A 26,588-nucleotide genomic window follows, 5' to 3' on the forward strand; every position below is an offset into this window, starting at 1 on the left:
GTATATCAAGCCGGCGTGATGGCCCCCTGTTCCACGTGGAACAGGCTCCAGGGTTCAGATCGAGCGCGCAGCGCTTCGGGAACCGAGGTTCCGGTCACCCACGCCTGGACACCCGTGGCGAACACCCAGTCGAGCACGCGCGTCAAATGTGCTCCGTCGAGCTCCGCCGCCAGATCGTCGAGCAGCAGGATCGGCCACTCCCCGGTGCGTGCGTGAAAGTGCTCGACCTGAGCCAGTGCCATCACCAGCGCGGCGAGCTTTTCTTGGCCGCGTGACAGATACTCGCGGCGTGGCGCACCGGCGAAACTCAGGGTCCAGTCGGCCCGATGAGCGCCGAAGCGTGTGAATCCGCGTTCCCGATCGAGAGGGCGACCTTCGGCGTAAGTAGCCATGATCTGCTCGGAATCGGCAGCGGCCCGATCGCCAAACCCATGACTCAACACCAGGGTTGCGTCACCCAACTCCTCCAGAAAAGCCCGTGCCTTCGATGCAACCGCCGGCGCGAGGTCCGCAAGCACTGCTGCCCGCGCACGGGATACCGTCAAGCTCACGTCCGCCAGCTCCCGTTCCCAGGATTCGAGCAGTGTGTCCGCCCAAGCTGCTCTCAGGCCGGCGTTTCTCTGCTTGAGGGCGCGCTGCAAACGACGCCAGGCCGGCAGGAATTCCGGTTCCACGTGGAACACGGACCAGTCGAGATAGCTGCGGCGAACCTCGGAGGAGCCCGCGATCAGGGCGTGTGACCCGGGCTCGAAACAAACCACCGGACACGCCCGAAACAAGGCCGCGAAGCTGGCGACATCGGTTTCGTCCACACGCGCCGACCAGTCGCTCGATCCCCTTCGCAACCCAACCCGGGTGTTCCCGCCCCCCTCGCGTTCCAGTTCGGCGAACACCAGGCTTTCGCTGCAGCCGCGGGCGATCACGGCATCACGCTGGCCGCTGCGAAAACTCCGTCCGTAGCCGAGCAGGTGCAGGGATTCCAGCAGCGTGGTCTTGCCGGCGCCATTGGAACCACACAGGAACTGGACGCCCGGGCCCGGCTGCAGACGCAGACTTTGCAGGCAGCGCAGGCCCTCCACATCGACGCGGCGGATTCTCATGGTTTGGATACGCAACGGCCCCGGTCATGCCGGGGCCGTTGCTCTGTCCAGGAAAACAAGCCGCCTCTCAGAGCCGCAGCGGCATCACCACGTGCCGCGAGCGGTCGTTGTCGGCGTCGCGCACCAGACAGCTCGAATTGCTGTCGCGCAGGCATAGCATGACATTCACGCCACGCAGCGAGGCCAGGGCGTCCTGCAGGTAGTTCACGTTGAACCCTACGCTGAGGCCATCAACCACGCTTTGCACCTCGAGCACCTCGGTGGCCTCTTCCTGCTCCGGATTGTGTGCCACGATTGTCAGCCGCCCGGGCGCCACATCCAGCTTCACACCCCGGTACTTCTCGTTCGAGAGGATCGCTACGCGCTGCAGCGCCATCCGGAGTTCATCGCGCGGCAGCTGCACGATCTTGTCGGCACCGATCGGAATCACCGCTTCATAATCGGGAAACCGCCCATCGATCAGTTTGCTGGTGAACACGAAGTCCGAGCGTGTCACGCGCAGATGGCTCTTCCCAAACTCAAGTTCGAGCATGCCCTCACCGTCGAGCAGTCGCTGCAGTTCGATCACGCCCTTGCGGGGGATGATGATCTGGCGCTTGGCCTTCACCGCCATCTCCGCGGTGGTTTCGCACAGGGCCAGGCGATGTCCGTCGGTTGCGACGCAACGCAGCGCCTGCTCGTGCAGGTCGAGCAGCATGCCGTTGAGGTAATAGCGAACGTCCTGGTGCGCCATGGCGAACGCGGTGCGATCGATCAGTTCCTTTAGCACCGCCTCGGTCAGCGACACGCGTTCGATCACTTCGATGTCATCGACCGTGGGGAACTCTGCGGCCGGCAGGGTGGACAAGGTGAAGCGGCTGCGTCCGGCTTTCAAGGTCACCCTCTCGCCGCTCTGCGTGACGTCGATGCGGCTGCCGTCAGGCAAGGCGCGCACGATGTCGAACAACTTTCGCGCTGGCAGCGTGGTTGCCCCGTTCTCGCTTTCCTCCACCGAACAGCGTGCAGAAAGTTCAACCTCGAGATCCGATCCGGTCAGGCCCAGCAAACCGTTGGTGACTTCAACCAGGACATTGGCGAGGACAGGCATGGTTTGCCTTCGCTCGACGACTCCGACCACTTGGGTCAGGGGCTTGAGCAGGGCTTCCCGCTGAATGCTGAAGCGCATGGGCAATCCCTCTTTCATCTTCTGGTCTATATGAAGATGGTGATGATGATAGGCGCTGGGGATAACTGCAATACGCGCCCACAACCTGTTGTGGCTCCTTGCGCTGCGGCCCGCCAAATCTTGTGTGTTGTCGGGTCGGAGCCTGGTGGATCAATTGTGGACAACCAGGGTTCCCAAACTGTCCACAGGGTTACCGAGTGCTTATCCTCAACCTGTCAGAGCCCGGATCAACTTCTCCCAGTCCTCGCGGGTCTTGCCATCGGTTTCGCGCAGTTCAGTGATCAGGCGACAGGCATGCAGCACCGTGGTGTGGTCGCGGCCGCCAAATGCATCGCCGATCTCCGGCAGCGAGTGCGAAGTGAGTTCCTTGGTCAAGGCCATCGCTGTTTGGCGCGCTCGCGCCAATTGCCGGGTGCGGCGCTTGCCGAGCAAGTCGGAGACGCGCAGTTGGTAGTAATCGGCGGTCAGCTTCTGGATATTCGGGATGCTGAGGCTGCGTTCCTGGACGGTCAGCAGGTCGCGCAGGGCTTCCTGGGCGAACTCGATGCTGATCGCGCGCCCGGTGAAATGCGCGCGCGCGGCCAGGGTGTTCAGCGCGCCTTCCAGGTCACGCACATGCGAGCGCATGCGCCGCGCCACCATGAATGCCACTTCTTCCGGCAAGACCAGGCCTTTCAACTCGGCCTTGCGCAACAGAATGGCTGCTCGCGTCTCGAAATCGGGCGGCTCGATTGCGACCGGCAGTCCCCAGCCGAGTCGCGAGGTGAGCCGCGGTTCGAGTTTCTCGACTTCCTTCGGATAGCGATCGCAGGTCAGGATGATCTGCTGGTTCGATTCGAACAGCGCGTTGAAGGTGTGGAAGAACTCTTCCTGGGTGCGGTCCTTGCCGGCGAAGAACTGGATGTCATCGATCAGAAGCGCATCGACCGAGCGGTAGCGGTTCTTGAACTCGTCGATGTTCTTCGTTTGCAGTGCCCGGATCATGGCGCTGACGAACTGCTCCGAGCGTTGGTAGAGCACGCGGAAGCCGGGGTTGTTCTTGCGCATCAGATTGCCGGCGGCGTACATCAGATGGGTCTTGCCAAGGCCGGTACCGCCGTAGAGCAGCAGCGGGTTGGACTCGCGCCGGCCCGGATTCAAGGCCACCTGGTAGGCAGCGGCGCGACCCAGTTCGTTGGACTTGCCCTCGACGAAATTCTCGAAAGTGTAGTGCGCGTCCAGATTGCTCTCGAAATCCGGGTCGAACGGCAAAGTCGACGCGCCATTGCCGTTTCCGCCTGCAGTCGGGCGCTGGTTGCTGCCGGGGCGGGAACTGGAACCGACGGTCAGCCGGACTTCAACTTCAACGCCGGCCAGATGCTGGGCCACCACCTCGATGCGCGCAAGGAAGCGCTCCCGCACCACGTCGAGCACGAAGGCATTGGGCGCCAGCAGGCTCAGGCGGCCATCGCCGGCACTCACCTGCAGCGGCTTCAGCCAGGTCAGGATGTCCTGTTCGTCGTACTCGGATTCGAGACGTTCGAGCAGGCGTTCCCAGAGAGAGTGCATGGAGACCGCGCCCTGCAGTAAGGCGTCAGACGCGCCGGGCCGCGCAGTGTAACAGCGCCGGGCCGGGCCCGATCCGGGTGCGGACAAGCTTTGGCTTGACCTTGCCCCGCGATCTGCATACCATTCGCGCCCTTTTTGTAATCCTCCCGATGGTGCAGTGATGGCGACCAAGCGCACGTTCCAACCCAGCAATCTCAAACGCGCCCGCGACCACGGCTTTCGCGCCCGCATGGCGACCAAGGGCGGTCGCAAGATCCTCAACGCCCGCCGCGCCAAGGGCCGTGTGCGCCTGATCCCGTAACCGTGACGGACGAGGTGTCCGCGGCGCGCTTTCCGCGTGCGGCGCGCATACTCGCCAAGCACGAGTTCGACCAAGCCTTTCGAGCCGGCCTCAGCGCCGGCTCGAAGCTTTTCCGGGGACTGGTGATTGCCGGCGAAAGCGCGCGCCTTGGCATCACCGTTCCGAAACGCGCGGTGCCACTGGCGAGCAGCCGCAATCGCATCAAGCGCATCGTGCGCGAAGCGTTTCGGCTGCGCCGTGCTTCCCTGCCGCCGCTGCATTTCGTCGTGGTGGCGCGCGGTGAGGTTGCCGCGGCAACACCTGCAGCGGTGCGTGCCGATGTCGAAAAGCTGTTCGATCGGCTCGCCGCGTTGAAGCCGGAGCCCGCGCCCGGCACAATCGCCGACCTTTCTCGGGCTGCGACCGACGCGCCCTGAGCCAACTTCCCTTCGCAGTGAAACCCCCATGAACAATGCGCGCAGTTTCTTCTGGATCGCGCTCGCGGCCCTCGGCTTTTTGCTGTGGAACGCCTGGCAGAACGACTATCAACGAACGCAGCCACTGGCGCCCACGGCTGCAACAGGAGCCGTCGAGCTACCCGCTGCGGACACCGGCAGCGACCTTCCGGCTGCTGCTGGCGCGCCGGTGGTGCCGAGCGCAGCCGCGGTCGCCAGCATCGCGAATACGCCCGAGCCGGCGGCCGGCAGCGAGCTTGTCCATGTCGTCAGCGACGTGCTCGAACTCGACATTGATACCCGCGGCGGCACGCTGACCAAGGCGAACCTGCGCCGCTATCCGGTCAAGGCGGGTGAAGCCTCCCCGACCGTGCAGTTGTTCGCAGGTGCTGGCGACCAGTTCTTCGTCGCCCAGTCGGGGCTGGTCTCGAGCGCCTCACCGGCACCGGATCACCGCGCGCTGTACACCGCGGCGCGGAGCGAATACCGCCTCGGGGAGGGCGAGGAACGCGTCGAGATCCCCCTGACCTGGTCACAGGACGGCGTCACCGTCACCAAGACCTACACACTCAAGCGCGGCGACTACAGCATCGGTGTGGCGACACGCGTCGACAACGCTTCGGCGAGCGAGTGGTCGGCGAGCGCCTACACACAGCTGACGCGCACTTCGCCGATCGTGAATCGCAAGTTCTCGTTCACCAATCCCGACCAGTACAGCTTCGTCGGCGCAGCATGGTTCAGCCCGGAAGAGAAGTTCGAGAAGCTGGCGTTCGAAGACTTCGCCGAAGAGCCGCTGAGCCGGACCATTGCCGGTGGCTGGGCGGCGCAGCAACAGCACTACTTCTTTGCTGCCTGGATTCCCGACGCCAACGAAGCGCAGGCCTACAGCACCGCGGTGATCAAGGACCAGGGCGATCCGCGCTATCTGATCCGCCAACTCGGTCCGGCGTTCAAGGTCGCGCCAGGCGCGAATGCAACGACGACCGCCAGCCTCTACGTCGGTCCAAAGGAGCAGGAAAAGCTCGACGCGATCGCGCCCGGGCTCGGGCTGACCATCGACTACGGCATGGTCACCATCTTCGCCAAGCCGGTGTTCTGGCTGCTCAACACGCTGCACAAGCTGGTGCAGAACTGGGGCTTTGCCATCATCCTGACGACGCTGCTGGTCAAGCTGCTGCTGTATCCGCTTTCCGAAGCGCAGTACCGCTCGATGGCCAAGATGCGCAAGGTGCAGCCACGCATCGAGGCGCTGAAGCAGCGCTACGGTGAGGACAAACAGAAGTTCAACCAGGCGATGATGGAGTTGTACGGCAAGGAGAAGATCAACCCGGTCGGCGGTTGTCTGCCGTTGCTGCTGCAGTTCCCGATCTTCATCGCCCTGTACTGGGTGTTGCTGGAGTCGGTGGAGTTGCGCCATGCGCCCTTCATTGGCTGGCTGACCAACCTGTCTGCGCGCGACCCCTACTTTGTGCTGCCGGTGTTGAACGCCGCGATCATGTGGATCACCCAGAAGATGTCACCGGCCCCGGCCGGCATGGACCCTGTGCAGCAAAAGGTGTTGCAGTACATGCCGCTGGTGTTCTCGATCACCATGGCCTTCTTCCCGGCCGGCCTGGTGCTGTACTGGTCGGTGAACGGCGCGCTCGGTCTGGCGCAGCAGTGGGTGATCACGCGGCGCATCGAGGCGGGCGAAAAGAAGGCGGCGTGATGCGATGACGCCGCGCGCCACCATCGCGGCGATCGCCACTGCCCCAGGCGCCGGCGGCATCGGTATCGTGCGCCTGTCCGGCGCCGAGGCCCGGCAGATTGCGCAGACCCTGTGCGCGCTCGAATTGCAGCCGCGGCATGCGCATTACGCGAAGCTGCATGATGCTGGCAATGCGCTGATCGACAGCGGTGTGGTGCTGTGGTTCCCAGGCCCGCATTCGTTCACCGGCGAGGATGTGGTCGAGCTGCAGATCCACGGCGCGCCGGTGGTGCTGGCGCGGCTGCTTGCACGCTGCATCGAACTGGGCGCCCGCCATGCCCGCGCTGGCGAGTTTTCGGAGCGCGCCTTCCTCAACGGCAAGATTGATCTCGCCCAGGCCGAAGCCATCGCCGATCTGATCGCGGCGCGTTCCGAAGCCCAGGCGCGCGCAGCGCAGCGTTCGCTGCAGGGAGAGTTCTCCAGGCGCGTGCAGTCGCTGCTGCAGGCCTTGATCGACGCGCGCTTGCACGTCGAGGCGGCGATCGACTTTCCCGAGGAGGAAATCGACTTTCTCGGCGATGGCCAGATTCTTGCGAAACTCGATGCACTGCAGTCGTCGCTCACGCTTCTGTTGCGCGAAGCCGAGCGCGGCCAGCGCCTGCGCGATGGGCTGCATGCGGTGCTGATTGGCGCGCCGAACGCGGGCAAGTCGAGCCTGCTGAATGCGCTCGCTGGTGAGGACCGAGCGATCGTCACCGAGATCGCCGGCACCACCCGCGATCTCCTGCGCGAGGCGGTGAACATCGACGGCATCGACATCACCCTGGTCGACACCGCCGGTCTGCGCGATGCCGGCGACGCGATCGAGTCCGAGGGCATGCGCCGCGCGCGCAGCGAGCTTGCACGAGCCGATCTCGCCATCGTCGTGCTCGCACCCGAGGACGAAACGCAGATCGATGCGCTGCTCGCCGAAGTACCCGCAGGCGCTGCGGTGCTGGTCGTGCACAACAAGTCCGACCTTGCCGATCGCAGCGCAGTGGTGCACGGGGGAGCGCTCGAACACCTGCACCTGTCAGCCACCCGCGGCAGCGGTATCGATTCCCTGCGCGCGCGCATTCGCGCCCACGCCGGTGGCGATGGCAGCGACGGCAGCTTCAGCGCCCGCGCCCGCCATGTCGCCGCGCTGCAACGCGTGCGCGACGCCCTGGCCAACGCCCGCGCGCGCCTGGTGCACGAGCGTGCCGGTGAACTGGTCGCCGAAGAACTGCGCTTCGCCCAGCAGGCGCTGAGCGAGATCACCGGGGCCTTCAGTTCCGACGACCTGCTCGGCGCCATCTTCGCGGGGTTTTGCATCGGGAAGTAGCCGCGGCTGCTGCCGAACCGGCGTCGCCTTGCTATTCTCGCGACACTCCTTGTGGTAGTCGAAATGGCTCAGGAAACACTCGAGTTCGCGCGTCTGCTCGACGCCTGCCGGCACGGTGATCCCGACGCTTCGGCTCGCCTGATCAAGCAGGTGTACGGGGACCTGCAGCGGCTGGCGCGTGCACAACGCGGGCAGCTCGGCGGCACACCGACCATGAACACGACTTCGCTGGTGCACGAGTGCTACCTGCGCATCGCCGGTCCGGTGGTCGGCAACGTCGAGTCGCGCAACCACTTCCTCAATCTGGCCAGCCGCGTCATGCGACAGGTGTTGTGCGACTACGCGCGCCTGCGCATCGCCGACAAGCGCGGTGGCGGCCAGATGCAAGTGACCGAGTCGGCGATCGATGCCGAGGGCTATGCCGAAGCCAGCGGCCTGATCGAGATCGACGATCTGCTGAACCATCTAGAACGCGAGCACGAGCGCGCCGCACGCGTGTTCGAATGCCGCTACTTCGCTGGCCTCGGCGAACAGGAAACTGCCGATGCCCTCGGCCTCAGCCTGCGCACGGCACAGCGCGAGTGGAACGTGGCACGTGGCTGGCTGGCCGAGCGGATGGCTGGCTGAAGCGACGCCATGGACCCGAGCGCACTCGATCGGTTCCGCACCGGGCAGGCGCTGCGCGGGCAGTTGCTGCGTGAACTGGTGGACGGCGCCGTCGCGCCGGCGCGGGCCGGACCATGGCGGCTCGATGAGCGCATCGGAATCGGCGGCATGGGTGAGGTCTGGCGCGCACACCGGGTCGAAGGTGGTTTCGAGCAGGTCGCCGCGCTCAAGCTGGTGCGGGCCGGGATCGATTCCGAGCTGCTGCGCACGCGCTTCGAGCAGGAGCGGCGTATCCTCGCCCGTCTCGAACATCCCGCGATTGCGCACCTGCTCGACGGCGGACTGACCGAAGATGGACGCCCCTTCTTCGCCATGGAATTCGTCGACGGCGAGTCGATCGACGCCTGGGCGGTTCGGGTGCAGCCCACAACCGACGCCGTGTTGCGTCTGTTCGTCGGCATCTGTGGCGCGGTGGACTACGCGCACCACAACCTGATCGTGCATCGCGACCTCAAGCCCTCCAACATCCTGATCGACGGCGAGGGCCGTCCCAAGCTGCTCGACTTCGGCATCGCCAAGCTGCTGGACGAGGAAGCCGATGGCAGCGCCACTCAGCTGCGCGCCCTCACCCCCGCCTACGCCGCACCCGAACAGTTCAATGGCAACCCGGTCACCACCGCTACCGACGTCTACGCGCTCGGCCTGATCCTCTACCAGGTGATCGCCGGCACGCTGCCGGCCGAACGCGACACCGGGCGGGCGCTGGGCGCGCTGGCCGAGGTCGAGATCAGCACCGGTCCGGTGCGCCGCAGCGCGCGGCGCGAGACTGCAGTTCCGCCGCCGCCGAACGCTATCGGGCACGATCTGGATGCCATCGTGCTGAAGGCACTGCGCCTCGACCCGGCGCGGCGCTACCCGAGCGCCGCCGCGCTTTCCGACGACCTGTGCCGGCTGCTCGACGGGCTGCCGGTATCGGCCCGTCCCGACACCGTCGGCTACCGCACGCGACGCTTCGTGCGCCGTCACCGCAGCGCGGTGGCCGCCGCCGGCGTGGCGCTGTTCGCGCTCGTCGCCGGTCTTGGCGTGGCGCTGTGGCAGGCGCAGGTCGCGCAGCGCAGCGCTGCCCGAATGCAGGTGGAGATGCAGCGGGCGGAAGCCGCATCGCTTCGCGCCGAGGCGGCGCGCGACTTCCTGCTGGAGCTGGTCGAGGCCGGCAACCCCAACCTGGTCGGCGGCGACGTGCGGCGCACGGTGCGCGAGATGTTGCTGTCGGCGAGCGCGAAGATCGAGCGCCGCTTTGCCGGCGAGCCGCTGGTGCAGGTCGAGCTTCGGCTGTCCGTCGCCCGCGCGCTGCGCGCACACGGCGAGCCCGGCGCGGCGCTTGAACTGGTCGAGGCGGCGTTGGCCCAGCTCGGCGAGGCGGCACCCGTCGATCCGGTCCTGCTCGGCACCGGACTGCAGACGCGCGCCTCCCTGCGCGCCGCGGCCAGCGAATTCGTCGCCGCCGAGACCGATGTGGAGCGTGCGCTCACCCTGCTGCGCCAGGCGCCGGATTCGCCCGCCGTGCGCGAGCAGCGGCGTGCCGCGAACTCGACCCTGGCCCTGGTCTACAGCGCCACCGGCCGCGAGCCGGCCGCGCTCGACCTGCGTCGCGCAGACCTTGAAGAACGCAGCCACGAACTGGGAGAGACACATCCCGACCTCGCGCCGGCCTGGTACAACCTCGGCGTGTCCAACTTTCGCGCCGAGCGCTTCGCCGAGGCACTGGCGGACCTGCAGCGCAGCGAGGCGATCCTGGCAGCGGCCGGCAGCGCGCAGACGGTTTCGCCGCGCCGGCTGTATGTCTGGCTGATGCTGGCGCAGACCCTGGCCGCACTCGACCGCTTTGCCGAGGCCGACACCTGGCTGCAGCGCGCGCAGGCGCTGCTCGACGAAGGAGTCGCCCGGGAACGGCCCGATCTGGATTTGATGACCCTGAAGTGCCGGATCATCGTCGCCTGGCTGGGCATGCGGCGCGACGAGGCCAGCCGGCTCCTGGCACAGGCGTGGGAACGGATCAACGCGGACGAACAGGCCGACATCAGCTTCCCGGCGCTGCACTGGGTCGGCATCCTGCTCGCCGAGGGCCGCGCCACCGAAGCCGAAACGCTGGCCGGGCGCGCCCTGGCGGAAATCCGCGAACGTCGCGGCGAGGAAGACCTGGTCACCCGTCACCTGCGCGCCGCTAAGTTGTATGCCGGCTTCCTGCAGCGACGGCAGGCTGCCGATCTCGCCGAATTGCAGGGCCTGGCCGAAGCCCTGCGCGACGCGCCCACGCGGCGTCAGTTCGGGCAGGTCGCCGCCTGGCTTGCGCAAGCCATCGATGCATCGGACTCCGCCGCCGCCGCGCGCTGGGGCAGCGAAGCCGAGGCGGCGCTGGCGGCGATCTATGGTGCCGAGCACCCCTGGACGCGCTCACGCGCCGGCACCCGGATATCGCCCTGACCGATGTCGCAATCGTCTTGCCGGGGCGTGGCCAACAGGCTGCGCTCAAACGGCTTGCCCCTCGTTTGCGGCGTCTCGAACCCCTCGACGAAGATGCGGTCGCTGGTCGCGTTGTGACCGATATTGGCGGACACCCTGCCGCCGGCGGTTCCGAAGGCATCGCCGACGAAAGGGTTGCCTCCGGACCTGGCGGCAGCGCACACGCGGCCGGAAATGCCGCTTCCCAGGTCGGACCAGGTGCTTCCGTCCCAGCGGGCGAGGCGGTCGGCGGCGAGGTCAGCGCCGACGTTGGCCTGAGTAAAGTCGCCGCCTGCCTGGACGCCGTTGTCGTCCGCGGCCGGCAAGAACCCGCTGGCCTTCCATGGGTCGGAATCTGCACGAGATCCTCGATGATCTCTTCTCCGATCGCGTTCAGCGCACCGCCGCACTGGCCGCAGGTGCACGGACCGCGCGCGCCCGACTCGCCGAAGCCGACCACAGCATCGAACAATCCGGGCAGAACCCGGCCTGGTTGCGCCAGGAGCGTGAGTCGGTGGCGGGGTTGGTCGAGCAAGGCGCGCACCCGCTGCGCGAACGTTGACGGCCATTGCCACCGACCCAGGGTGATGCGACCGCGACTGCGACAGTGCGCGGCCACCCCTACGGCAGCGGCAGCGCGTCGTCCTTGTAGATCGCGACATGCGGCACACCGTCCGCGCCGATCCAGCCGCGGCTCATGCCGGGGGTATTGAACGCAAAGGCCATACTGCCGTCTGCGCCCAGGGCGATCGCGCCGCCATCCCCGCCGGCTGCGGGAATGTCTCGGTTGATGACGTGGTCTGCGGCGCGCGCCAGCGGTTCGCCGGCCAGACGCACGCGCGCGCAGATCTCGTGGGCCGCGGCGGCGCGGATGTAGAACTCGCCCCATCCGGTGCCGGACACCGCGCAGCGCGTATCGGCCCAGGTGCCTGCCCCGATGATCGGCGTGTCACCCACGCGGCCATAGTGCTTGTTGGTCATGCCGCCAGTGGAGGTACCCGCAGCCAGCTGCCCCTTCGCGTCGAGCGCCAGGGCGCCGACGGTACCGAAGTAGGCTCTGCCGGGCAGTATCGGGAATGCGTTGCGCGCCTGTGCGCTGCGTTCCTCCTCCAGCGCGCGCTGCAATTGCTGCCAACGCCTTCCCGTGTGGAAATACGCCGGTTCGACCAACGCGATGCCCCGCTCCTTGGCAAAGAGTTCCGCGCCTTCGCCCACCATCATCACGTGCCTGGACCGATCCATGATCGCGCGCGCCAGCAGGATCGGGTTCTTCACCCGATGCAGGCCTGCCGCAGCGCCGGCCTTGCCGGTGCTGCCGTCCATCAGCGATGTGTCCAGTTCGTTGCGACCGTCGTGGGTGAATACCGCGCCACGCCCGGCGTTGAACTGCGGCGCGTCCTCCAGCACCGTGATCGCGGCGGTGACCGCGTCGACCGACGCACCACCGGCCTGCAGCGTCGCGTGGCCGGCGCGCAGCGCGCTTTCCAGCGCCTTGCGGGTCGCGAGCTCTTCCTCGGCACTGAGCTCACCCGGTACCACCCCGGCTCCGCCGTGGATCACCAAACGCGGGGCGTCCAGCGCGACCAGCACACCATCGCGCACCGCATAGCTGCGCTGGAACACGGGCCTCTCCACACGGCCCTTGGGCAAGTGCAACACCGAGCCAGCGCCGGCGCCGACTGCCTCAACCCGCGCCAGCTGCATCGCCGCGTCCTCGGTCTGCTTGGCGAAGCCGCCCTTGACCACGGTTGCGCCTGCGTTCGCTGCAGTGGCGTAGACGCGCGCGGTACCATCACCCTCCACTGCCAACGCAGCATCCTCGTCGACCCCAAGACCGATCAACGGGTGGCCGGCGATGGACTCTGCCTTGGCCACGAAGGCGACCAGCCGGCCAAGTCGGCCGCGTTCGCTGAAATGGGTGTCGGTGAGCACCCCGCGCAGCAGCGCGATGTGCAGGAAGTCGGTCTCGATGGTGTTGGCCTCGCCCAGCGGGTCCGCCAGCGCGGGCGGACTGGTCTGGCTGCCGCCATCCATTGCGCCGTACACGTATTCGCCGAGCATGGCGAGGCCGGCACTGGTGCCGCCCAGCGGCTTGCCGGCGCGGACATGCGCATCCAGTGCTGCTGCCACCGGGGTGCCGCGCCAGTGGCGCACGTAGCGCGACTGGTCGCCGCCGCCGATGAAGATGCCATCGGCGCGCCGGAGCGCCGCCAGCACCTTCGGATCGCTGGACGCCTCGCGATTCTGAAATACGAAGGTTTCTACCGAGGCGATGCCGCCAACCTCGTTGAAGAATTCTTCGCCGATCTCGCCGCCCTGGGACGCGCGCAGCACCACAATGTGGCCATTGCCGGCCCGGCGCATGAACCAGCGCAGGGCCTCGAAGTTGCGATCACCGCCGCCCATCAGCAGCAGGCCCGGGCTCGGCTTGCCCGGCGTCTTCGCCGCCTGGTCACCCAGCACGTGGTGGCCGAACTCAGCCGCCATCGCAGCAGCGCTCAGCAGCAGCCCAAGGGCAGCCGTAAGAAGACTGGAACGGCCAATACATCGCTTCGTCATGTTGTCCTCGTCGTTTCGCTCGGTCGTTGCCATCCAAGACGAGCGGCGACGCGGTTTCCCCCGGCCGCGCGCCCGAGTGCCGGGTTCGGCTATCGTCGGCGGATGCAGTCGCCACTGGACCGATGGTTCGTCGAGAAGATCCTCATCCACGAGGAGGCACTGCTGCGCTACTTGCGCCGCAGTTGGCCGCACCGGGACGAGGTGCACGACTTGCGACAGGAGATTTACGCGCGCGTGTACGAAGCCGCCGGCAAGGCACCGCCGAACCAGCCCAAGGACTTCCTGTTCGCCAGCGCGCGGCACCTGCTGGCGGACCGAGCGCGGCGAGCGAAGGTGGTGTCGATTGAGCCGATGGGTGATTTCGACCCCTCGCACGTCCTGATAGATGACGTGACGCCGGAGCGATGGTGTGGCGGCAGGCAGGCGCTGAAGCGGCTGGCCGACGCCTTCGACCATCTGCCCGACCGCTGCCGCGACGTGGTGTGGCTGCGGCGCGTCGAGGAGCTGTCGCAGAAGGATGTGGCAGCGCGGCTTGGCATCAGCGAGAAGACCGTGGAAAAGCAAATCGCCAAGGGCATGCGTCTGCTTGCCGGACACCTCTTCGGTGGCGAGGGCGCGCGGCGCGAAGCGCAATCTGCGGCAAAGGAACCGGACAATGAACGCCAGCGCGCGGACTGACGCCGACCGCATCGCCGCCCACTGGCTGGCGCGACGCGATGGCGAGGCCTGGTCGGAGGCCGATGCCGCCGCGCTGGAGGCTTGGCTGAACGCCGCTGTCGCACATCGTGTCGCTTTCCTGCGACTGCAGGCCGCGTGGGATGAAAGCCGGCGACTGCAGGCGCTGGGCGCCGGCCGCAAGTTCCTCGGACCTCCGCCACGCGGACACTGGTCGCAGGTCACGCGTGGCCTTGGCGTCACCCCGATCGAATCCGCCGGCGCCCCGATACCAACGCCAGCAGACGCAGGAGAACAAGCACCGGCTGCGCGCCTGAGACCGCAAGCAACGCGCATGACGCGAGTGCTCGCGGTGCTCTCGATCTGTGCTTTCGCGCTGCTGGCCGGTTGGGGCTGGCAGACCTACAACCGGGTGTCGTCGTCGAGCCACCGCACCATGCTGGGCGGGCTGGAGACGCTGTCGCTTGCCGATGGCTCGACCACCACGCTGGCCAGCGACAGCCGTATCGACGTGCACCTGTCGCGCCGCGAGCGACGCATCGAGCTGCAGTACGGCGAAGCAATATTCGACGTGGCGAAGGAGACCGGTCGGCCGTTTGTGGTGGATACCGGCGCGCTGCAAGTGGTCGCGGTCGGTACCCGCTTCTCGGTGCGGCGCGACGCGCGCGACCTGCGCGTGGTGGTGACCGAGGGCACCGTGCGGCTGCAGTCGCGCGCCGGCGGCACCGCAGTTGGGCCGACGACCCTGCTGCCTGCCGGCAGCGTGGCGCTGGTGCGCGACGACGACGTGCTGGTGCGCAGCGTGCCGATCGCCGATGCGGAACGACTGCTGGACTGGCGCGAAGGACTGTTGGTGTTCCGCGACAACACGCTGGCCGAGGCCGCTGCGGAGTTCAATCGCTACAACACGCGCAAGCTCCTGATTGCCGACGACGCGGTGGGCGCCCTGCGAATTGGCGGCAGCTTCCGTTGGGACAATGCGGAGGGTTTCGTGCGCCTGCTGGAGCGGGGTTTCCCGGTGCGCGCCGAAGCCACCACCGACGGCATCGAGCTGCGCACGCCCTGACTTCGGAGCGGGGGGATTTCAGTCGCTCGCTCGTCCCGGACACGGGAAGCGCCATCAATCGGGCGCATTGGGGAGATCATCTTGAAAGCACCACATTCGCTGCGCACCCTGCTGTTGTCCTTGGCCTGTTCAGCGGCACTTGCCGCACAGGCGCAAGTCCCTGTTGCTCCGCGCCTGGACATCCCGGCCGGGGACCTGGCTACCGCGCTGGACACCTACGCTCGTCAATCCGGCGTGCAGCTGGTGTACCGCGCCGACCAGCTCAAGGGCGCGCGCAGCGTTGGCGTGCACGGCCAGCTGGAGCCACGCCAGGCACTGGATCGCTTGCTGCGAGACAGCGGTTTCGTGGCCCAACCGGATGCCTCCGGCGCCATGCTGATCGTGCCGCGCCCGAAACCGGCAAAGCCCGTGCCCGCTCCCACTCCGGCCAAGGCAGGCACCGCCGCGGCAGCAGCGACAGAGGCCGCCGCGGACGGACCGGTGAACGACCTTGAGGTCATTGTGGTCACCGGCTCGCGCATCGCGCGGGTGCAGTTGGAGGGCCCGGCGCCGATCACCATCATCACTGCCGAGGACATTCGCGCCAGCGGCTTCACCAGTGTGCCCGAAGTACTGCAGTCGTTGACGCAGAATGGCGGCGAGACTCAGAGCCAGCAGTCCGCCGGTGGTGCCGATTTCTCGCCGGGCGCGCAGCAGGTGGACTTGCGTGGCCTGGGACCCAATCACACCCTGGTGCTGGTCAATGGGCGCCGCATTGCCGACTTCCCGCTGCCGTTCGGCGGGCGCAGCAATTTCACCGACATCTCCAGCATCCCGCTCGGCATGATCGACCGAATCGAAGTGCTGACCGGCAGTGCCTCGGCGATCTACGGCTCGGACGCGATTTCCGGGGTGATCAACTTTCTCCTGAAGAAGCAGGCCGACGGCACCACGCTCGACTATCGTTACGGCTGGACCGAGGACGGTGGCGGCGAGTCGCACGTGTTCAACTTGTCCAGCGGCTTCTCGCGTGGCGCATTCAACGTGCTGGCGGGTCTGGAATACCGCGACCAGAATCCGCTCTGGGGCTTCCAACGCGAGCAGCAGGACTCCAGCAATGACGCGCCCAACCCGAGCCGCTACGGTTATCCGCCACGCAACTTCCTGATCACCGACTGGTGGGATGACTACATCGATCCGGGCGCGGCCACCTGCGCCGGCCTGTCCCACCTCAACGAAGGCACGATGCACTACGCCGAGCGGCGCAACTACGGCAATTACTGCGGCAGCGACCGCGCAGTGGCGTACCGCACCATGGTCAGCGAGCGGACTGGCGTGAACACCTATGCCGCCTTGAGCTATCTGTTCGACAACGGCAGCGAGTGGTTCGCAGACCTGCAGCTCGGCCGTCACGACGTGTCGTTGTTCCACGCGCCGCGCAGCTGGTCGCTGATGCTGCCGGACGGCAATGAGGAAGGCTACTTTTACAATCAGGCCACCGAGCAGGTCGAATACTGGCAGCGCCAGTTCACCCTGGAAGAAATGGGCGGCCTGCGCAACGGCATGGTCAATACCGCGCAGAACACCTTTGGCGTGACCACCGGCCTCAAAGGCGTGTTTGGCGCGGACTGGGACTACGAAGTCGCGTTCAGCCACTCCCAGTACAAGGCCAGGATCAGCTGGCCGCAGATCGTCGCCGCCGCGGCCAACGCGCTGTTTCTGGGGCCACAGTTGGGCGTCGACGACGACGGCTTCCCGATCTTCAACGCCGATCCCGCTCGTCTGTACACGCCGCTCACCCGCGACGAGTACGACAGCATCTTCGCCTACACCACCTACCACCCGCATTCGGCCAGCCAGACCCTGTCGTTCACCCTGACCCAGGCCGAGCTGTTCGAGCTGCCGGGCGGCGCGAGCGGTTTCGCCACCACGGCGGAGTTCGGGCATCAGTCCTACGACTTGCAACCCGATCCGCTGGCCACCCAGTACCACTACTACAGCTGGAAGGATTCCGACGGCCAGGGTGGACGCAACCGCTGGGCGCTGGCCAGCGAGTTGCGCATGCCGGTGCTGGAGTCGCTCAATCTGAGTCTGGCCGGGCGCTACGACCAGTACCGCTTCGACGGGCGGGCCGTCGGCAAGCCCACCTGGAGCACCGGCGTCGAATGGCGGCCGCTCGAGAGCCTGCTGGTGCGCGGGTCCTACGGCACCGCATTCCGCGCCCCGGACCTGCACTACCTGTTCTCCGGCCCGGGCAACGACGAGACTTCGGTGACCGACTTCTACCTGTGCGACATCGAAGAACCGGACGAGAACTACGACGACTGCAGCTACAGCAGCGAAGGCATCATCCGCAGCCGCGTGGGAAGTACCTTGCTCGATCCGGAAACCAGCACCTCGATGACTGCGGGCATGGTGTGGTCGCCATCGCGACATTTCGATGTCGCGCTGGACTACTTCGACATCGAGATGCGCAACCAGGTGCGCGACATGAGCGCCAACGAAGTGATGCGCTGGGAACGTGATTGCCGGTTGGGCGTGGTCGATGCAAATTCGGCGACCTGCGTCGACATGCTCGCGCGCATCACGCGCAGTTCGAACGGCAGCATCTACGGCGTCCACGTCAACCCGATCAACATCGCCAACGAGACCACCAGCGGCATCGACGCCAGCGCCAACCTGCGTTGGGAAACCGGGATCGGCGACATCACCCTCAACGGCAGCTACACCTGGGTACGCGAGCATGACGTGCAGGACTATCCGGACCAGGCCGTGGTTGACGAGTTCGCCGTCAACAGTGGCTACGACATCCCGCGCAGCAAGGCCAGTGCGCGTCTGTCGTGGGAGCTCGATGCGTGGTCGGTTTCGATCCAGGGTCGCCGGCTGGGCAGCCTGCCGAACGGTTGGTCCTACGACCAGGTGTGGGAAGACGGCGACCCGGGCCCGAAGGTCGAGGCTACCTACCGCTACAACGCCAACCTGCAGTACACGTTCACCGAACGTGCGCAGGTCTCGCTGACCGCCAACAACCTGCTTGACAAGGCGCCGCCGGTGGACGCCACCTACACCAGCTATCCGTACTACGACATCTCCTGGTTCGACACCCAGGGCCGCAGCTTCTTCCTGGAGTTCACCTGGAAGCTGGGCGGCAGTCCGCTGTAACCGGCGACGCCAGCGATACAACGAAAGAGCCCCGATCTCCGGGGCTTTTTCATGTGCCGTGGCCAACCCGGCCCACGACTACTCCACCCGCTCCCAGTCGAAGTCGCCGTAGATGCCGCCGTAGGGAATCAGCACCACCGACCAGCGCGTGCCACACACGCCGCAGCGCAGCCGCCAGCGCGGCGGGAAGCGTGCCTCGTGCTCATCGACCACGAACTCCGCGAACTTGCCCGGCGCATCGCCCTGGAAGCGCAGGTACGGCTGCTCGCTGCACAGGCAATGCGACGCGGACATGGTGCTCGTTCCCCCGCCGCAAGCCCGCGGCGCTCGCCCGCAGCATAGCCGCCGAGTGCGGCCGCACCGGGGAACTCGCGGCGTTGGCGGAGCCGAAGCGTGTGCTTTGGCGGGTTCGACCCCGGCGATCCGTATCCAAGATCAAACCTCCTGATCCTGGACCCGAGAACCGCCATGAAACTCCTGAATCGCCCCAACCTTGTCCTGTTCGCCCTGCTTCTGGTGGCCACGGCCGCGCAGCAGGCCACCGCCGCCACCTACTGTGTCGCTACCGGCAACCAGCTTGCGGCTGCGCTGACGAGCGCGACCTGGAACGAGGAAGCGGACGAGATCAAGATCGAATACGGCACGCTGACCAGCAATGCCCAGGCGCCCAGGACTTCCAATGGAAGTTCGACGGGCGCAACGAAGATTATAACCTCACCATCAGCGGCGGTTGGAGCAAGGGCAACGGTTGCGTCTCCATCGCAACCAACAGTCCCGACGCCACCGTGCTCGATGCCCAATGGGCAGGGCCGGTCTTCGCCGCTGATCTCACCTATGACTTCAACGCCGCATTGACGATCAGGAACCTGACGTTTGCCCGGGGCCAGGTGTACGCGCCGCACCCTGACCCGGCCGAGTCCTTTTGCAAAGGCGCCGGGAACACCAACCTGCAGTGCGCCACCGGGCTGACGGTTCAGGCGATGAGCGGGAGCGGACAGGTGGTGATCGACAACGTCCTCATCACCTCCGGTCGCGCGCAGGCGGGCGCCCGCGCGGACATCGTCAACTTGTCACATCGCGATGGCGGATCAATCAAGATGCGCAACAGCATCATCATGGGCAACGACTTGAGCGGTGGCGAAATCACCCAGGGGGTATCAGTTTCCACTTTGACCAACAGCCTGGCCTATCTGTCGAACAACTCCATCTTCAACAACAGCGTGACCTCGGAGGAGGTCGGTTTGATCGTCAGGAACGTAGCAACGGTCTCGAACAATGCCGTGGCAAACAACAGTTCGACCGCGATAAATGCGATCCAGTTTTCCAGCTACCAAGCACCTCTTCAGACGCTGCGCAACAACCACTTCGGCAGCCGCGTGTATCGCGACGGGCAGCCCTTCAGCGAAATCGCCACCACCACGGGCGATGCGCAGTGGACGCAATCCGGCATCCGCATGGTGCCGAACGCCGAGTCGGTGCTGCGCGACTCCGGGGACAACACGCCGACCGGTGGCATTCCCTCGATCGACTTCTCCGGCAACGCGCGCATCATCAATGGCGTCATCGATCGCGGCGCGGTGGAAGCCGCCGCCGTTCCGCCGATCGGGCCGAGCGTGACGCCTGATTCGCCAAGCAGCGGATCGACCACGCTGGTCTATGGCGTGGACGGTGCATTTGCGAATCGCATTGTCACGTTCTCGGTTAGCGGCGGCAATCTGGGTGGCACTACCACGCTGTTCTGCGACGGCATCATCGGCGCCGCGCAGGTCACCATCAATGGCAGTCAGACGATCAGCACCGGTGGCTCCGCCGGGGCGGTAACCGTGACCTTGCCGATCACCGCCAGCCCGGTCACCCACACCGTCGGGTGTTCGGCCTCGCGCTCGAACGGGCCGGTGAGCACCTACTTCCTCTACTTCCGGGTCGCGCCGGACCAGATCCTCTCCGACGGCTTCGAGACCGGGCCCTGAGACTGGTTGGCAGCCGTCCGCAATGCATCGGAGCAACCGCGTCGTCCCCTGACTTTGCAAGGAATCGAACATGTCCAGCTCCACCCCATCGAGCCGGCGGCCGCATGCCGCGACGGCTGCTGTGCAGGCGCGGCGCGTAGGGCATTGCGTGCGACTCGGCAGCCTGCTCGGTGCCGTGCTGGCGCTGCTCGCGTTGCCCGGTGTCGGCCATGCCTTCGTGCGCTGCGTCACCACCTCCGAGGCGCTGACCACCGCATTGCAGGACGCCTACTCGACCGCGGATACGGTCAGCTACATCCTGATCGCCGAAGGCACCTACACCAGCAGCGACGGCTTCTCGCTGACGCTGGTCAACCCCATCCAGGGCATCAACCTGGTGGGTGGCTATTCCAGACCGAGCTGCGCAACCAAGCTGCAGGGACCGGCGTCGGCCACCGTGCTGGTCGGTACGCCCCTGTTCCCGGCCCTGAAGGTGCGCACGCACGAACCGGCCCAGGTGCAGAGCATCTACATCGCCGACCTGAGCCTGCAACACCCGGGCTACACCGGCAGCCTGACCGGCGCCTGCCTGCACGCCGAAAACTGGAAGGCCAGCCACCAGTTGACCATCGAGCGCCTGCGCATCGAACAGTGCCAGGCCACGCAAGGTGCCGCGGCGCACGTGGGCGGGCCGGGAACCAGCATCGTGCGCAACCTGTTGCTGCGCGACAACGCGACACCCAAGGCCGCCTCGTTCCAGGCGGTATCGGGCGGCACGCTCTCGCTCGCCCAACTCACGGTCGTGCATGGCGCCAGCCAGATTGGCATGGAGCTGATCTCCGCCGGCAGCGGCAGCGAGCTGTACCTGAGCAACAGCGTGGTCACCAGCAACGCCCCCAACCCGTTTGGCACCGACATCGATGCCTGGCACGACGCAGGCAGCGACCTGCGGCTCGAGCGCGTGCATGTCGACGTGATCAACGGCAGCCCCAGTTCCAACGTCGCACGGAGCAGCGGCGATCCCGGCTTCGTTTCCGCCACCGACCCGCACCTGCGCGAAGACTCGGTGCTGGTCGACAGCGGCGTGCCCAACCCCAACGGAAACACCGGAACGCTGGACGCCGATGGCAGGTCCCGCGTCTTTGGTGCCGCGGTGGACGTGGGTGCCTTCGAGTACCTGCCCGACGCGCTGTTCGCCGACGGTTTCGAGACGGGGCCCTGAGCTTCCGGCCATTGCCCACCGGCGCGTCGAGTTGAGGCGTGATTGGCGCCGCCGGCTATGCTTGAGCCCCGAGTGCTGGGCGCGAGCGCATGATCTCCGGCTACCGCATCATCCGCGAACTGGGCCGTGGCGGCATGGCCACGGTCTACCTCGCCGAGCAGCAGTCGCTCGGACGCGAGGTGGCGCTGAAGGTGTTGAACCCGGCGCTTGCGGCCGATGCCGACTTCGCCGAGCGATTCCTGCGCGAGGCGCGCATCACCGGGGCCTTTCGCCATCGCCACCTGATCGCCGTGTTCGACGCCGGCCGCAGCGGCGAGCACCTGTATCTGGCGATGGAGTACGTGGCCGGCGGCAGTGCCGCGACGCTGCGCGGCGGCGATCCGTTGCTGATCCGGCGGTGCCTGCTCGAGATCGCGCTCGCGCTCGCGTATGCGCATGAACGCGGCATCGTGCATCGCGACCTCAAGCCCGACAACATCCTGATCCGCGAAGACGGCAGCTTCCTGCTGAGCGATTTCGGCATCGCCCGCAGCAGCCAGTCGACGCGCGCGCTGACCGCGCCGGAAGCGGCGATCGGCACGCCGAGTTACATGAGCCCCGAGCAATGGCGCGGCGAATCGATCGACGGTCGCGCCGACCTGTACTCGCTCGGCATCGTCGCCCACGAACTGCTGACCGGCAGGCCGCCGTTCACCGGTGCCGACGGCTGGGCGATCGGCCTGCAGCACATGAATGCACCGCGACCGCGCCTGCCGGCGGCGCTGGCCGACTGGCAGCCGCTGCTCGACCGGTTGCTCGCGGTCGACCCGGCGGCGCGCTATGCCGACGCGCGGTCGCTCGTGGCCGCGCTCGGTGGCGAGGCGCACGCCAGCGCGACACCGCCAACGTCGACCCGGGTGCTGGCAGCGCCGCCGGTGCGCAGGCGGCGATGGCGAGGCGCGGCAGCATTGTTGTGGCTGGTCGCAGCGGCGCTGGCCGGGTGGGCAGGATTGCGTCGTCCGGTGACGCTGGGTGCAGCCCCGGAAGCGCCGCGCGCTGCAGCCAACGGTGTCGTTGCCGAGCCGCAGCCGTCGATCGCGGTCCTGCCCTTCCGGGTCTTGTCGGCGCAGGCTGATGATGCGTTCTTCGCCGACGGCTTGTCCGAGGAAATCCTGTCGAGCCTGGCCAGCATGCCTGACCTGAAAGTGACCGGTCGCACTTCGTCTTTTGCATGGAAGGACAAGGGCGCCGACCTGCGCGAAATCGCGCAGGCGCTTGGCGTCGCGCATCTGCTCGAGGGCTCGATCCGTCGCGCCGGCAACCAGTTGCGCATCAGCGCGAACCTGATCCGCGCGGAGGACGGCAGCACCCGCTGGTCGCAGACCTTCGAGCGCGAGCTCAAGGATGCGTTCGCGATCCAGCACGAGATCGCGCTCGCGGTCGCCGATCAATTGTCGGTCAGCATCGGTGCGCGCCCGCCGCCCACGCTGGCGCGCCTGCCGGAAGCCGACCGCGAGCGCTATCTGGAAGCGATCGGGCGCTCGCGCAGCTACCGCAGCGAGCAGTTGCTGTTGGCGCAGGACACGCTTGCGGACCTGATCGCGACGCGCAATGTCGGAGCCGACGCTTACCAGCGTCTGGTCACGGTGCTCGCAGGGTTGATGCGGCGTGGCCAGATCGACTTCGCCGACGGCGTGGCGCAGCAGCAGCGAATCGCGACCCAACTCGCCGAGCGCTTCCCCGGCGCGGTCGAAACGATCCAGGTCGGCGCGGTGCTGGCGCAGTCGCGTGGCGACTTCGACCAACGCCTGACGCACTATCGCGAGGCGCTTCGCTTGCACGACGAAGTGATGAAGCACGCTCCGAACGACGCCACGGCTGCGGTGTATGCGGCCCACGCCGCACGCAACCTGTTCGAGTTCGATCGCGCCGAGGCCTATGCAGACCGCGCCATCGCGATCGAACCACGCGATGCCACGACGCAGTTCGCGAAGCTGGTCGCGATCGCCGAAGGCGGACGCGCCGAGGAAGCCGTGATCGGTCTGGTCCGCCTGGCCGAACAACACCCGGACTCGGCAATCGGCGAACACTTGCCGGGCTGGCTGTTCGCGTCCGGCCGTGTTGCCGAAGCCCTGCAGCGCACCCAGGGCTGCGACGGCCCGCGCCACGCGCTGGGCGGCTGCCGGCGGCTTCGTGCAGAGGCGTTGCATCTGCTCGGGTTCGCGCGTGCCGCGGCCGCGGAACTGCGGCAGTGGCGCGAGCAACAGCCTGAAGCAGCCGCAACCATCGGCGTGATCGATGCGGTGCTGGCCGGGCGCCTCGCAGCGCCGCCCCCGGGGCCTGTGGATGCCACGGTCGCAATTCTTGCCGCGCAGGAGTCGCTGGCCCAGGGCGATCAGGCGATGTTCCTGCGCTGGATCGAGGCGGCCGGAGCGCGCGCGTGGCTCGGCGACAGCGAGGATGCGCTGGCACTGAAGCCAGGCGCCAGCCGCATTGCCGTGTTGGCGGTGCAGTCGCACCAACTGCGGGCCGAACAGCCGGAGCGACTCGACCAACGATTCGCCGCCGCGGCGAAGGCTCTGGCGACGGTACCCGATCGCCATTTTCCGGAGCTGGGCGCGGTCGCCATGGTCTCCGCGATCCTGGCTGGCGATCATGAATCCGGCATGCGGCGCCTGCTGGCACTCGCCACGATCTCGCCGATGTGCTGGCAGGACGGCGTCGTGTCGCCCAGCGGCCGCGACCTGCCGATCGCGAAGCAGCTGCGCGCCGACCCGCGTTTCGAGTTGATCTGGGCGCAGCGCGAGGACGCACTCGACGGCGAGCGGCAGAAGGTGCTGCAGATCTGGCCGGGGCTGGACTGATGCTTGTTGCGCCGAGCCTCGCCCATGGGCGGCCCGGAACAGCGGCCGCCCTGTTCGTCACGGCTTCGCTTCCGCGATCACGGCCTCGGTGCTAGAACACGCCGACTCCTGGGAGCGATCCGATGCGTAGCGTATTCACCGCGGCCGCGATGGCCTGTGCGATGGTGTGGCCGATGACGAACCTGCACGCCGAAGAGCTGACGGTCGAGCGCATCTACGACGCGCCTTCGCTGGCCGGCAAGACACCGATGAGCCTCAAGGTCTCGCCCGACGGCACGCGCGTGACCTTCCTGCGCGGCAAGGAGACCGACCAGTACCAGCTCGATCTGTGGGAATACGACATCGCCTCGAAAGAGACGCGCATGCTGGTCGATTCCAAGGTGCTGCTGCCCGAGGACGAGCAGCTCTCGGACGCGGAGAAGGCCAAGCGCGAACGTGCGCGTACCGCGAGCCTCAAGGGCATCATCGAATACGGTTTCTCGCCCGATGGGGCGAAGCTGCTGTTCCCGTTGAACGGCGAACTGTTCCTGTACGACCTGAAGGCGGACGAGACCCAGCAGGCGAATCGGGTGCGCAAGCTGACGCACAAGGAACTCGGTTTCGCGACCGACGCCCGGGTGTCGCCGAAGGGCGGCTTCGTGAGCTTCGTGCGCAACCAGAACCTGTGGTTGATCGAACTCAAGACCGATCGCTCGATCCAGCTCACGCGCGATGGCGGCGGGTTGGTGAGCAACGGCGTCGCCGAGTTCATCGCGCAAGAAGAGATGGGCCGCTTCGAGGGCTACTGGTGGGCGCCGGATGATTCGATGATCGCGTTCGCGCGCGTCGACGAAACCCCGGTGCCGGTGCAGCGTCGCTTCGAGATCAACGCCGAGGACACCAGCGTCGTCGAGCAGCGCTATCCGGCCGCGGGTCAACCGAACGCGGCGATCCAGCTTGGCGTGATCCGCATTGCCGATGCCGCGCCCGCCGAAGTCGCGAACACCGGCGCCGGGTCGGCGCTGTTGCCGGCAGCGGCGAAGATCCGCTGGGTCGATCTGGGCGAAGACCACGACATCTATCTGGCCCGCGCCGAATGGTTTGCCGACAGCAGCGCGCTCAGCTTCCAGGTGCAATCACGCAACCAGCGCACACTCGAGCTGCGCGCCTGGTCGGCCCGCGACCAGGCGATCTCGACCCTGCTCAGCGAGAGCAGCCAGACCTGGGTCAACCTGCACGACGATCTGCAGTTCCTCGACAGCGGCGACTTCGTCTGGGCAAGCGAACGCGACGGTTTCAAGCGCCTCTACCTGCATGGTCGCGACGGTGTACTGAAGCATGCGCTGACGCCGGAAGCCTGGGTGGTGGACAACCTGCTCGCCATCGACGAGCACGGCGACCGCCTGTTCTTCGCCTCCGGCGGACCCGATCCGACGCAGAAGCAGGTGTACATGACGCCGCTGTCGCTGCCGGTGAAGGAAGTGGCGCAGTTGACGCACGAGGCCGGGATGCACAACGCCAGCTTCCCGAAGCAGGCGAACGTGTTCGTCGCCACCCACTCTGATCCGGCCACGCCGCCGCGCGTGCGCCTGTTCGACGCCGCCGGTGTGGAACTCGCGGTGCTGGAAGCCAACGAACTCAAGGAAGGCCACCCGTACTGGCCGTATGCGGCCGAGCACTCGCTGCCCGAGTTTGGCGAGATCACTGGTGCCGAAGGCCAGAAGCTGCTCTACCGCGTGTTCAAACCAGCCGGTTTCGACGCCGCGCACAAGTACCCGGTGGTCGTGCACATCTACGGTGGTCCGCACGGGCAGATGGTCACGCAGAGCTGGAGCGATCCATTCATCCAGGTGCTCACGCGCAAGGGCTTCGTCGTGTTCCAGCTCGACAACCGCGGCATGTATCGCCGCGGCAAGGCTTTCGAAGAGGCGCTGTTTCGGCACATGGGCTCGGTCGAAGTGGTCGATCAGCGCGAGGGCGTGAAGTGGCTGCGCGCGCAGCCGTGGGTGGCGGGCGACAAGATCGGCTTCTACGGTTGGAGCTACGGCGGCTACATGGCTTTGCAGGTGCTTGGCCAGGCCAGCGACGATTTCGCTGCAGTGGTCGCCGGTGCGCCGGTCACGGATTGGGCGCTGTACGACACGCACTACACCGAGCGCTACATGGACCACCCCAAGGACAACCCCGATGGCTACGCCCAAAGCAGCGTGTTCGCGCACGTTGATGGCATGCGCTCCGACCTGCTGTTGATCCACGGCATGGCCGACGACAACGTGCTGTTCACCAACAGCACCAAGCTGATGAGCGCGCTGCAGCAACGCGGCAAGGCCTTCGAGCTGATGACCTATCCCGGCGGCAAGCACGGCATCGCCGCACCGTGGATGAAGAAGCACGCCAACAACGCCGTCGTCGACTTCTTCGAGCGAAAGCTGAAGTAGGGGCGGCCCG

21 protein-coding genes are annotated in these 26,588 nt (G+C 66.8%); 15 read left to right on the forward strand and 6 right to left on the reverse strand.

Annotated features, from left to right (window positions below; genetic code table 11):
* Positions 1-5 precede the first annotated feature (5 nt).
* From recF to dnaA, 3 genes are all read right to left on the reverse strand, one after another.
* Positions 6-1,100: a DNA replication/repair protein RecF gene (gene recF, locus IPG63_05530; protein MBK6726713.1), complete on the reverse strand. Its 1,095-nt coding sequence runs from the start codon at positions 1,098-1,100 to the stop codon at positions 6-8.
* 67 nt (positions 1,101-1,167) lie between these two features.
* On the reverse strand, positions 1,168-2,265 hold the full coding sequence (dnaN, locus tag IPG63_05535; protein MBK6726714.1) for a DNA polymerase III subunit beta: 1,098 nt from the start codon (positions 2,263-2,265) through the stop codon (positions 1,168-1,170).
* Between the two features lie 207 nt (positions 2,266-2,472).
* On the reverse strand, positions 2,473-3,813 hold the full coding sequence (dnaA, locus tag IPG63_05540) for a chromosomal replication initiator protein DnaA (protein ID MBK6726715.1): 1,341 nt from the start codon (positions 3,811-3,813) through the stop codon (positions 2,473-2,475).
* Between the two features lie 160 nt (positions 3,814-3,973).
* On the opposite strand from dnaA, the gene rpmH reads away from it, so the two are divergent.
* The 6 genes from rpmH (at position 3,974) to IPG63_05570 (ending at position 10,688) form a co-directional block, all read left to right on the forward strand.
* Positions 3,974-4,114, forward strand: coding sequence for a 50S ribosomal protein L34 (gene rpmH / locus IPG63_05545; GenBank protein ID MBK6726716.1), 141 nt, complete (start codon positions 3,974-3,976; stop codon positions 4,112-4,114).
* A 2-nt stretch (positions 4,115-4,116) separates the two neighbouring features.
* The gene (gene rnpA / locus IPG63_05550) at positions 4,117-4,530 is read left to right on the forward strand and encodes a ribonuclease P protein component (GenBank protein MBK6726717.1); all 414 of its coding nucleotides are present in this window, start codon (positions 4,117-4,119) and stop codon (positions 4,528-4,530) included.
* Between the two features lie 28 nt (positions 4,531-4,558).
* Positions 4,559-6,256 carry a membrane protein insertase YidC gene (gene yidC, locus IPG63_05555; protein ID MBK6726718.1) on the forward strand — a complete coding sequence of 566 codons (1,698 nt, stop codon included), beginning with the start codon at positions 4,559-4,561 and terminating at the stop codon, positions 6,254-6,256.
* Positions 6,257-6,260: 4 nt separating this feature from the next.
* On the forward strand, positions 6,261-7,598 hold the full coding sequence (gene mnmE / locus IPG63_05560; GenBank protein ID MBK6726719.1) for a tRNA uridine-5-carboxymethylaminomethyl(34) synthesis GTPase MnmE: 1,338 nt from the start codon (positions 6,261-6,263) through the stop codon (positions 7,596-7,598).
* A gap of 63 nt (positions 7,599-7,661) precedes the next feature.
* Positions 7,662-8,225: an RNA polymerase subunit sigma gene (locus tag IPG63_05565; protein ID MBK6726720.1), complete on the forward strand. Its 564-nt coding sequence runs from the start codon at positions 7,662-7,664 to the stop codon at positions 8,223-8,225.
* Positions 8,226-8,234: 9 nt separating this feature from the next.
* Positions 8,235-10,688 (forward strand): protein kinase, encoded by a 2,454-nt coding sequence (locus tag IPG63_05570; protein MBK6726721.1) that lies wholly within the window; start codon positions 8,235-8,237, stop codon positions 10,686-10,688.
* On the opposite strand, the gene IPG63_05575 is transcribed toward IPG63_05570, so the two are convergent.
* Positions 10,631-11,032, reverse strand: a complete 402-nt coding sequence (locus IPG63_05575) for a hypothetical protein (GenBank protein MBK6726722.1) — start codon at positions 11,030-11,032, stop codon at positions 10,631-10,633. The genes IPG63_05570 and IPG63_05575 overlap by 58 nt on opposite strands.
* Positions 11,033-11,049: 17 nt before the next feature.
* Here IPG63_05575 and IPG63_05580 point away from each other — a divergent pair, with 17 nt between their 5' ends.
* The gene (locus IPG63_05580; GenBank protein MBK6726723.1) at positions 11,050-11,268 is read left to right on the forward strand and encodes a hypothetical protein; all 219 of its coding nucleotides are present in this window, start codon (positions 11,050-11,052) and stop codon (positions 11,266-11,268) included.
* A 59-nt stretch (positions 11,269-11,327) separates the two neighbouring features.
* Here the strand turns inward: IPG63_05580 and IPG63_05585 are convergent, their stop codons facing one another.
* Complete coding sequence (locus IPG63_05585) at positions 11,328-13,265, reverse strand: isoaspartyl peptidase/L-asparaginase (protein MBK6726724.1); 1,938 nt, start codon at positions 13,263-13,265, stop codon at positions 11,328-11,330.
* Positions 13,266-13,367: 102 nt separating this feature from the next.
* Here IPG63_05585 and IPG63_05590 point away from each other — a divergent pair, with 102 nt between their 5' ends.
* From IPG63_05590 to IPG63_05600, 3 genes are all read left to right on the forward strand, one after another.
* On the forward strand, positions 13,368-13,943 hold the full coding sequence (locus IPG63_05590) for a sigma-70 family RNA polymerase sigma factor (GenBank protein MBK6726725.1): 576 nt from the start codon (positions 13,368-13,370) through the stop codon (positions 13,941-13,943).
* Entirely contained in the window at positions 13,921-15,006 is a 1,086-nt protein-coding gene (locus IPG63_05595) for a FecR domain-containing protein (GenBank protein MBK6726726.1), read from the forward strand. The genes IPG63_05590 and IPG63_05595 overlap by 23 nt, the downstream gene beginning before the upstream one ends.
* An 81-nt stretch (positions 15,007-15,087) precedes the next feature.
* On the forward strand, positions 15,088-18,147 hold the full coding sequence (locus IPG63_05600) for a TonB-dependent receptor (protein ID MBK6726727.1): 3,060 nt from the start codon (positions 15,088-15,090) through the stop codon (positions 18,145-18,147).
* Between the two features lie 78 nt (positions 18,148-18,225).
* Here the strand turns inward: IPG63_05600 and IPG63_05605 are convergent, their stop codons facing one another.
* Positions 18,226-18,441 carry a hypothetical protein gene (locus IPG63_05605; GenBank protein ID MBK6726728.1) on the reverse strand — a complete coding sequence of 72 codons (216 nt, stop codon included), beginning with the start codon at positions 18,439-18,441 and terminating at the stop codon, positions 18,226-18,228.
* A 174-nt stretch (positions 18,442-18,615) separates the two neighbouring features.
* On the opposite strand from IPG63_05605, the gene IPG63_05610 reads away from it, so the two are divergent.
* From IPG63_05610 to IPG63_05630, 5 genes are all read left to right on the forward strand, one after another.
* The gene (locus IPG63_05610) at positions 18,616-19,002 is read left to right on the forward strand and encodes a hypothetical protein (protein ID MBK6726729.1); all 387 of its coding nucleotides are present in this window, start codon (positions 18,616-18,618) and stop codon (positions 19,000-19,002) included.
* Positions 18,933-20,117 (forward strand): hypothetical protein, encoded by a 1,185-nt coding sequence (locus IPG63_05615; protein ID MBK6726730.1) that lies wholly within the window; start codon positions 18,933-18,935, stop codon positions 20,115-20,117. Before IPG63_05610 ends, IPG63_05615 begins: the two co-directional genes overlap by 70 nt.
* Before the next feature lie 70 nt (positions 20,118-20,187).
* A complete protein-coding gene (locus IPG63_05620; protein MBK6726731.1) occupies positions 20,188-21,318 on the forward strand; it encodes a hypothetical protein in 1,131 nt (376 codons plus the stop codon).
* An 89-nt stretch (positions 21,319-21,407) separates the two neighbouring features.
* Positions 21,408-24,161, forward strand: a complete 2,754-nt coding sequence (locus IPG63_05625) for a protein kinase (GenBank protein ID MBK6726732.1) — start codon at positions 21,408-21,410, stop codon at positions 24,159-24,161.
* A gap of 161 nt (positions 24,162-24,322) precedes the next feature.
* Positions 24,323-26,578 carry a S9 family peptidase gene (locus IPG63_05630; protein MBK6726733.1) on the forward strand — a complete coding sequence of 752 codons (2,256 nt, stop codon included), beginning with the start codon at positions 24,323-24,325 and terminating at the stop codon, positions 26,576-26,578.
* Positions 26,579-26,588: the final 10 nt, after the last annotated feature.

The organism is Lysobacterales bacterium (assembly GCA_016703225.1).
Lineage (GTDB): Bacteria > Pseudomonadota > Gammaproteobacteria > Xanthomonadales > Ahniellaceae > JADKHK01.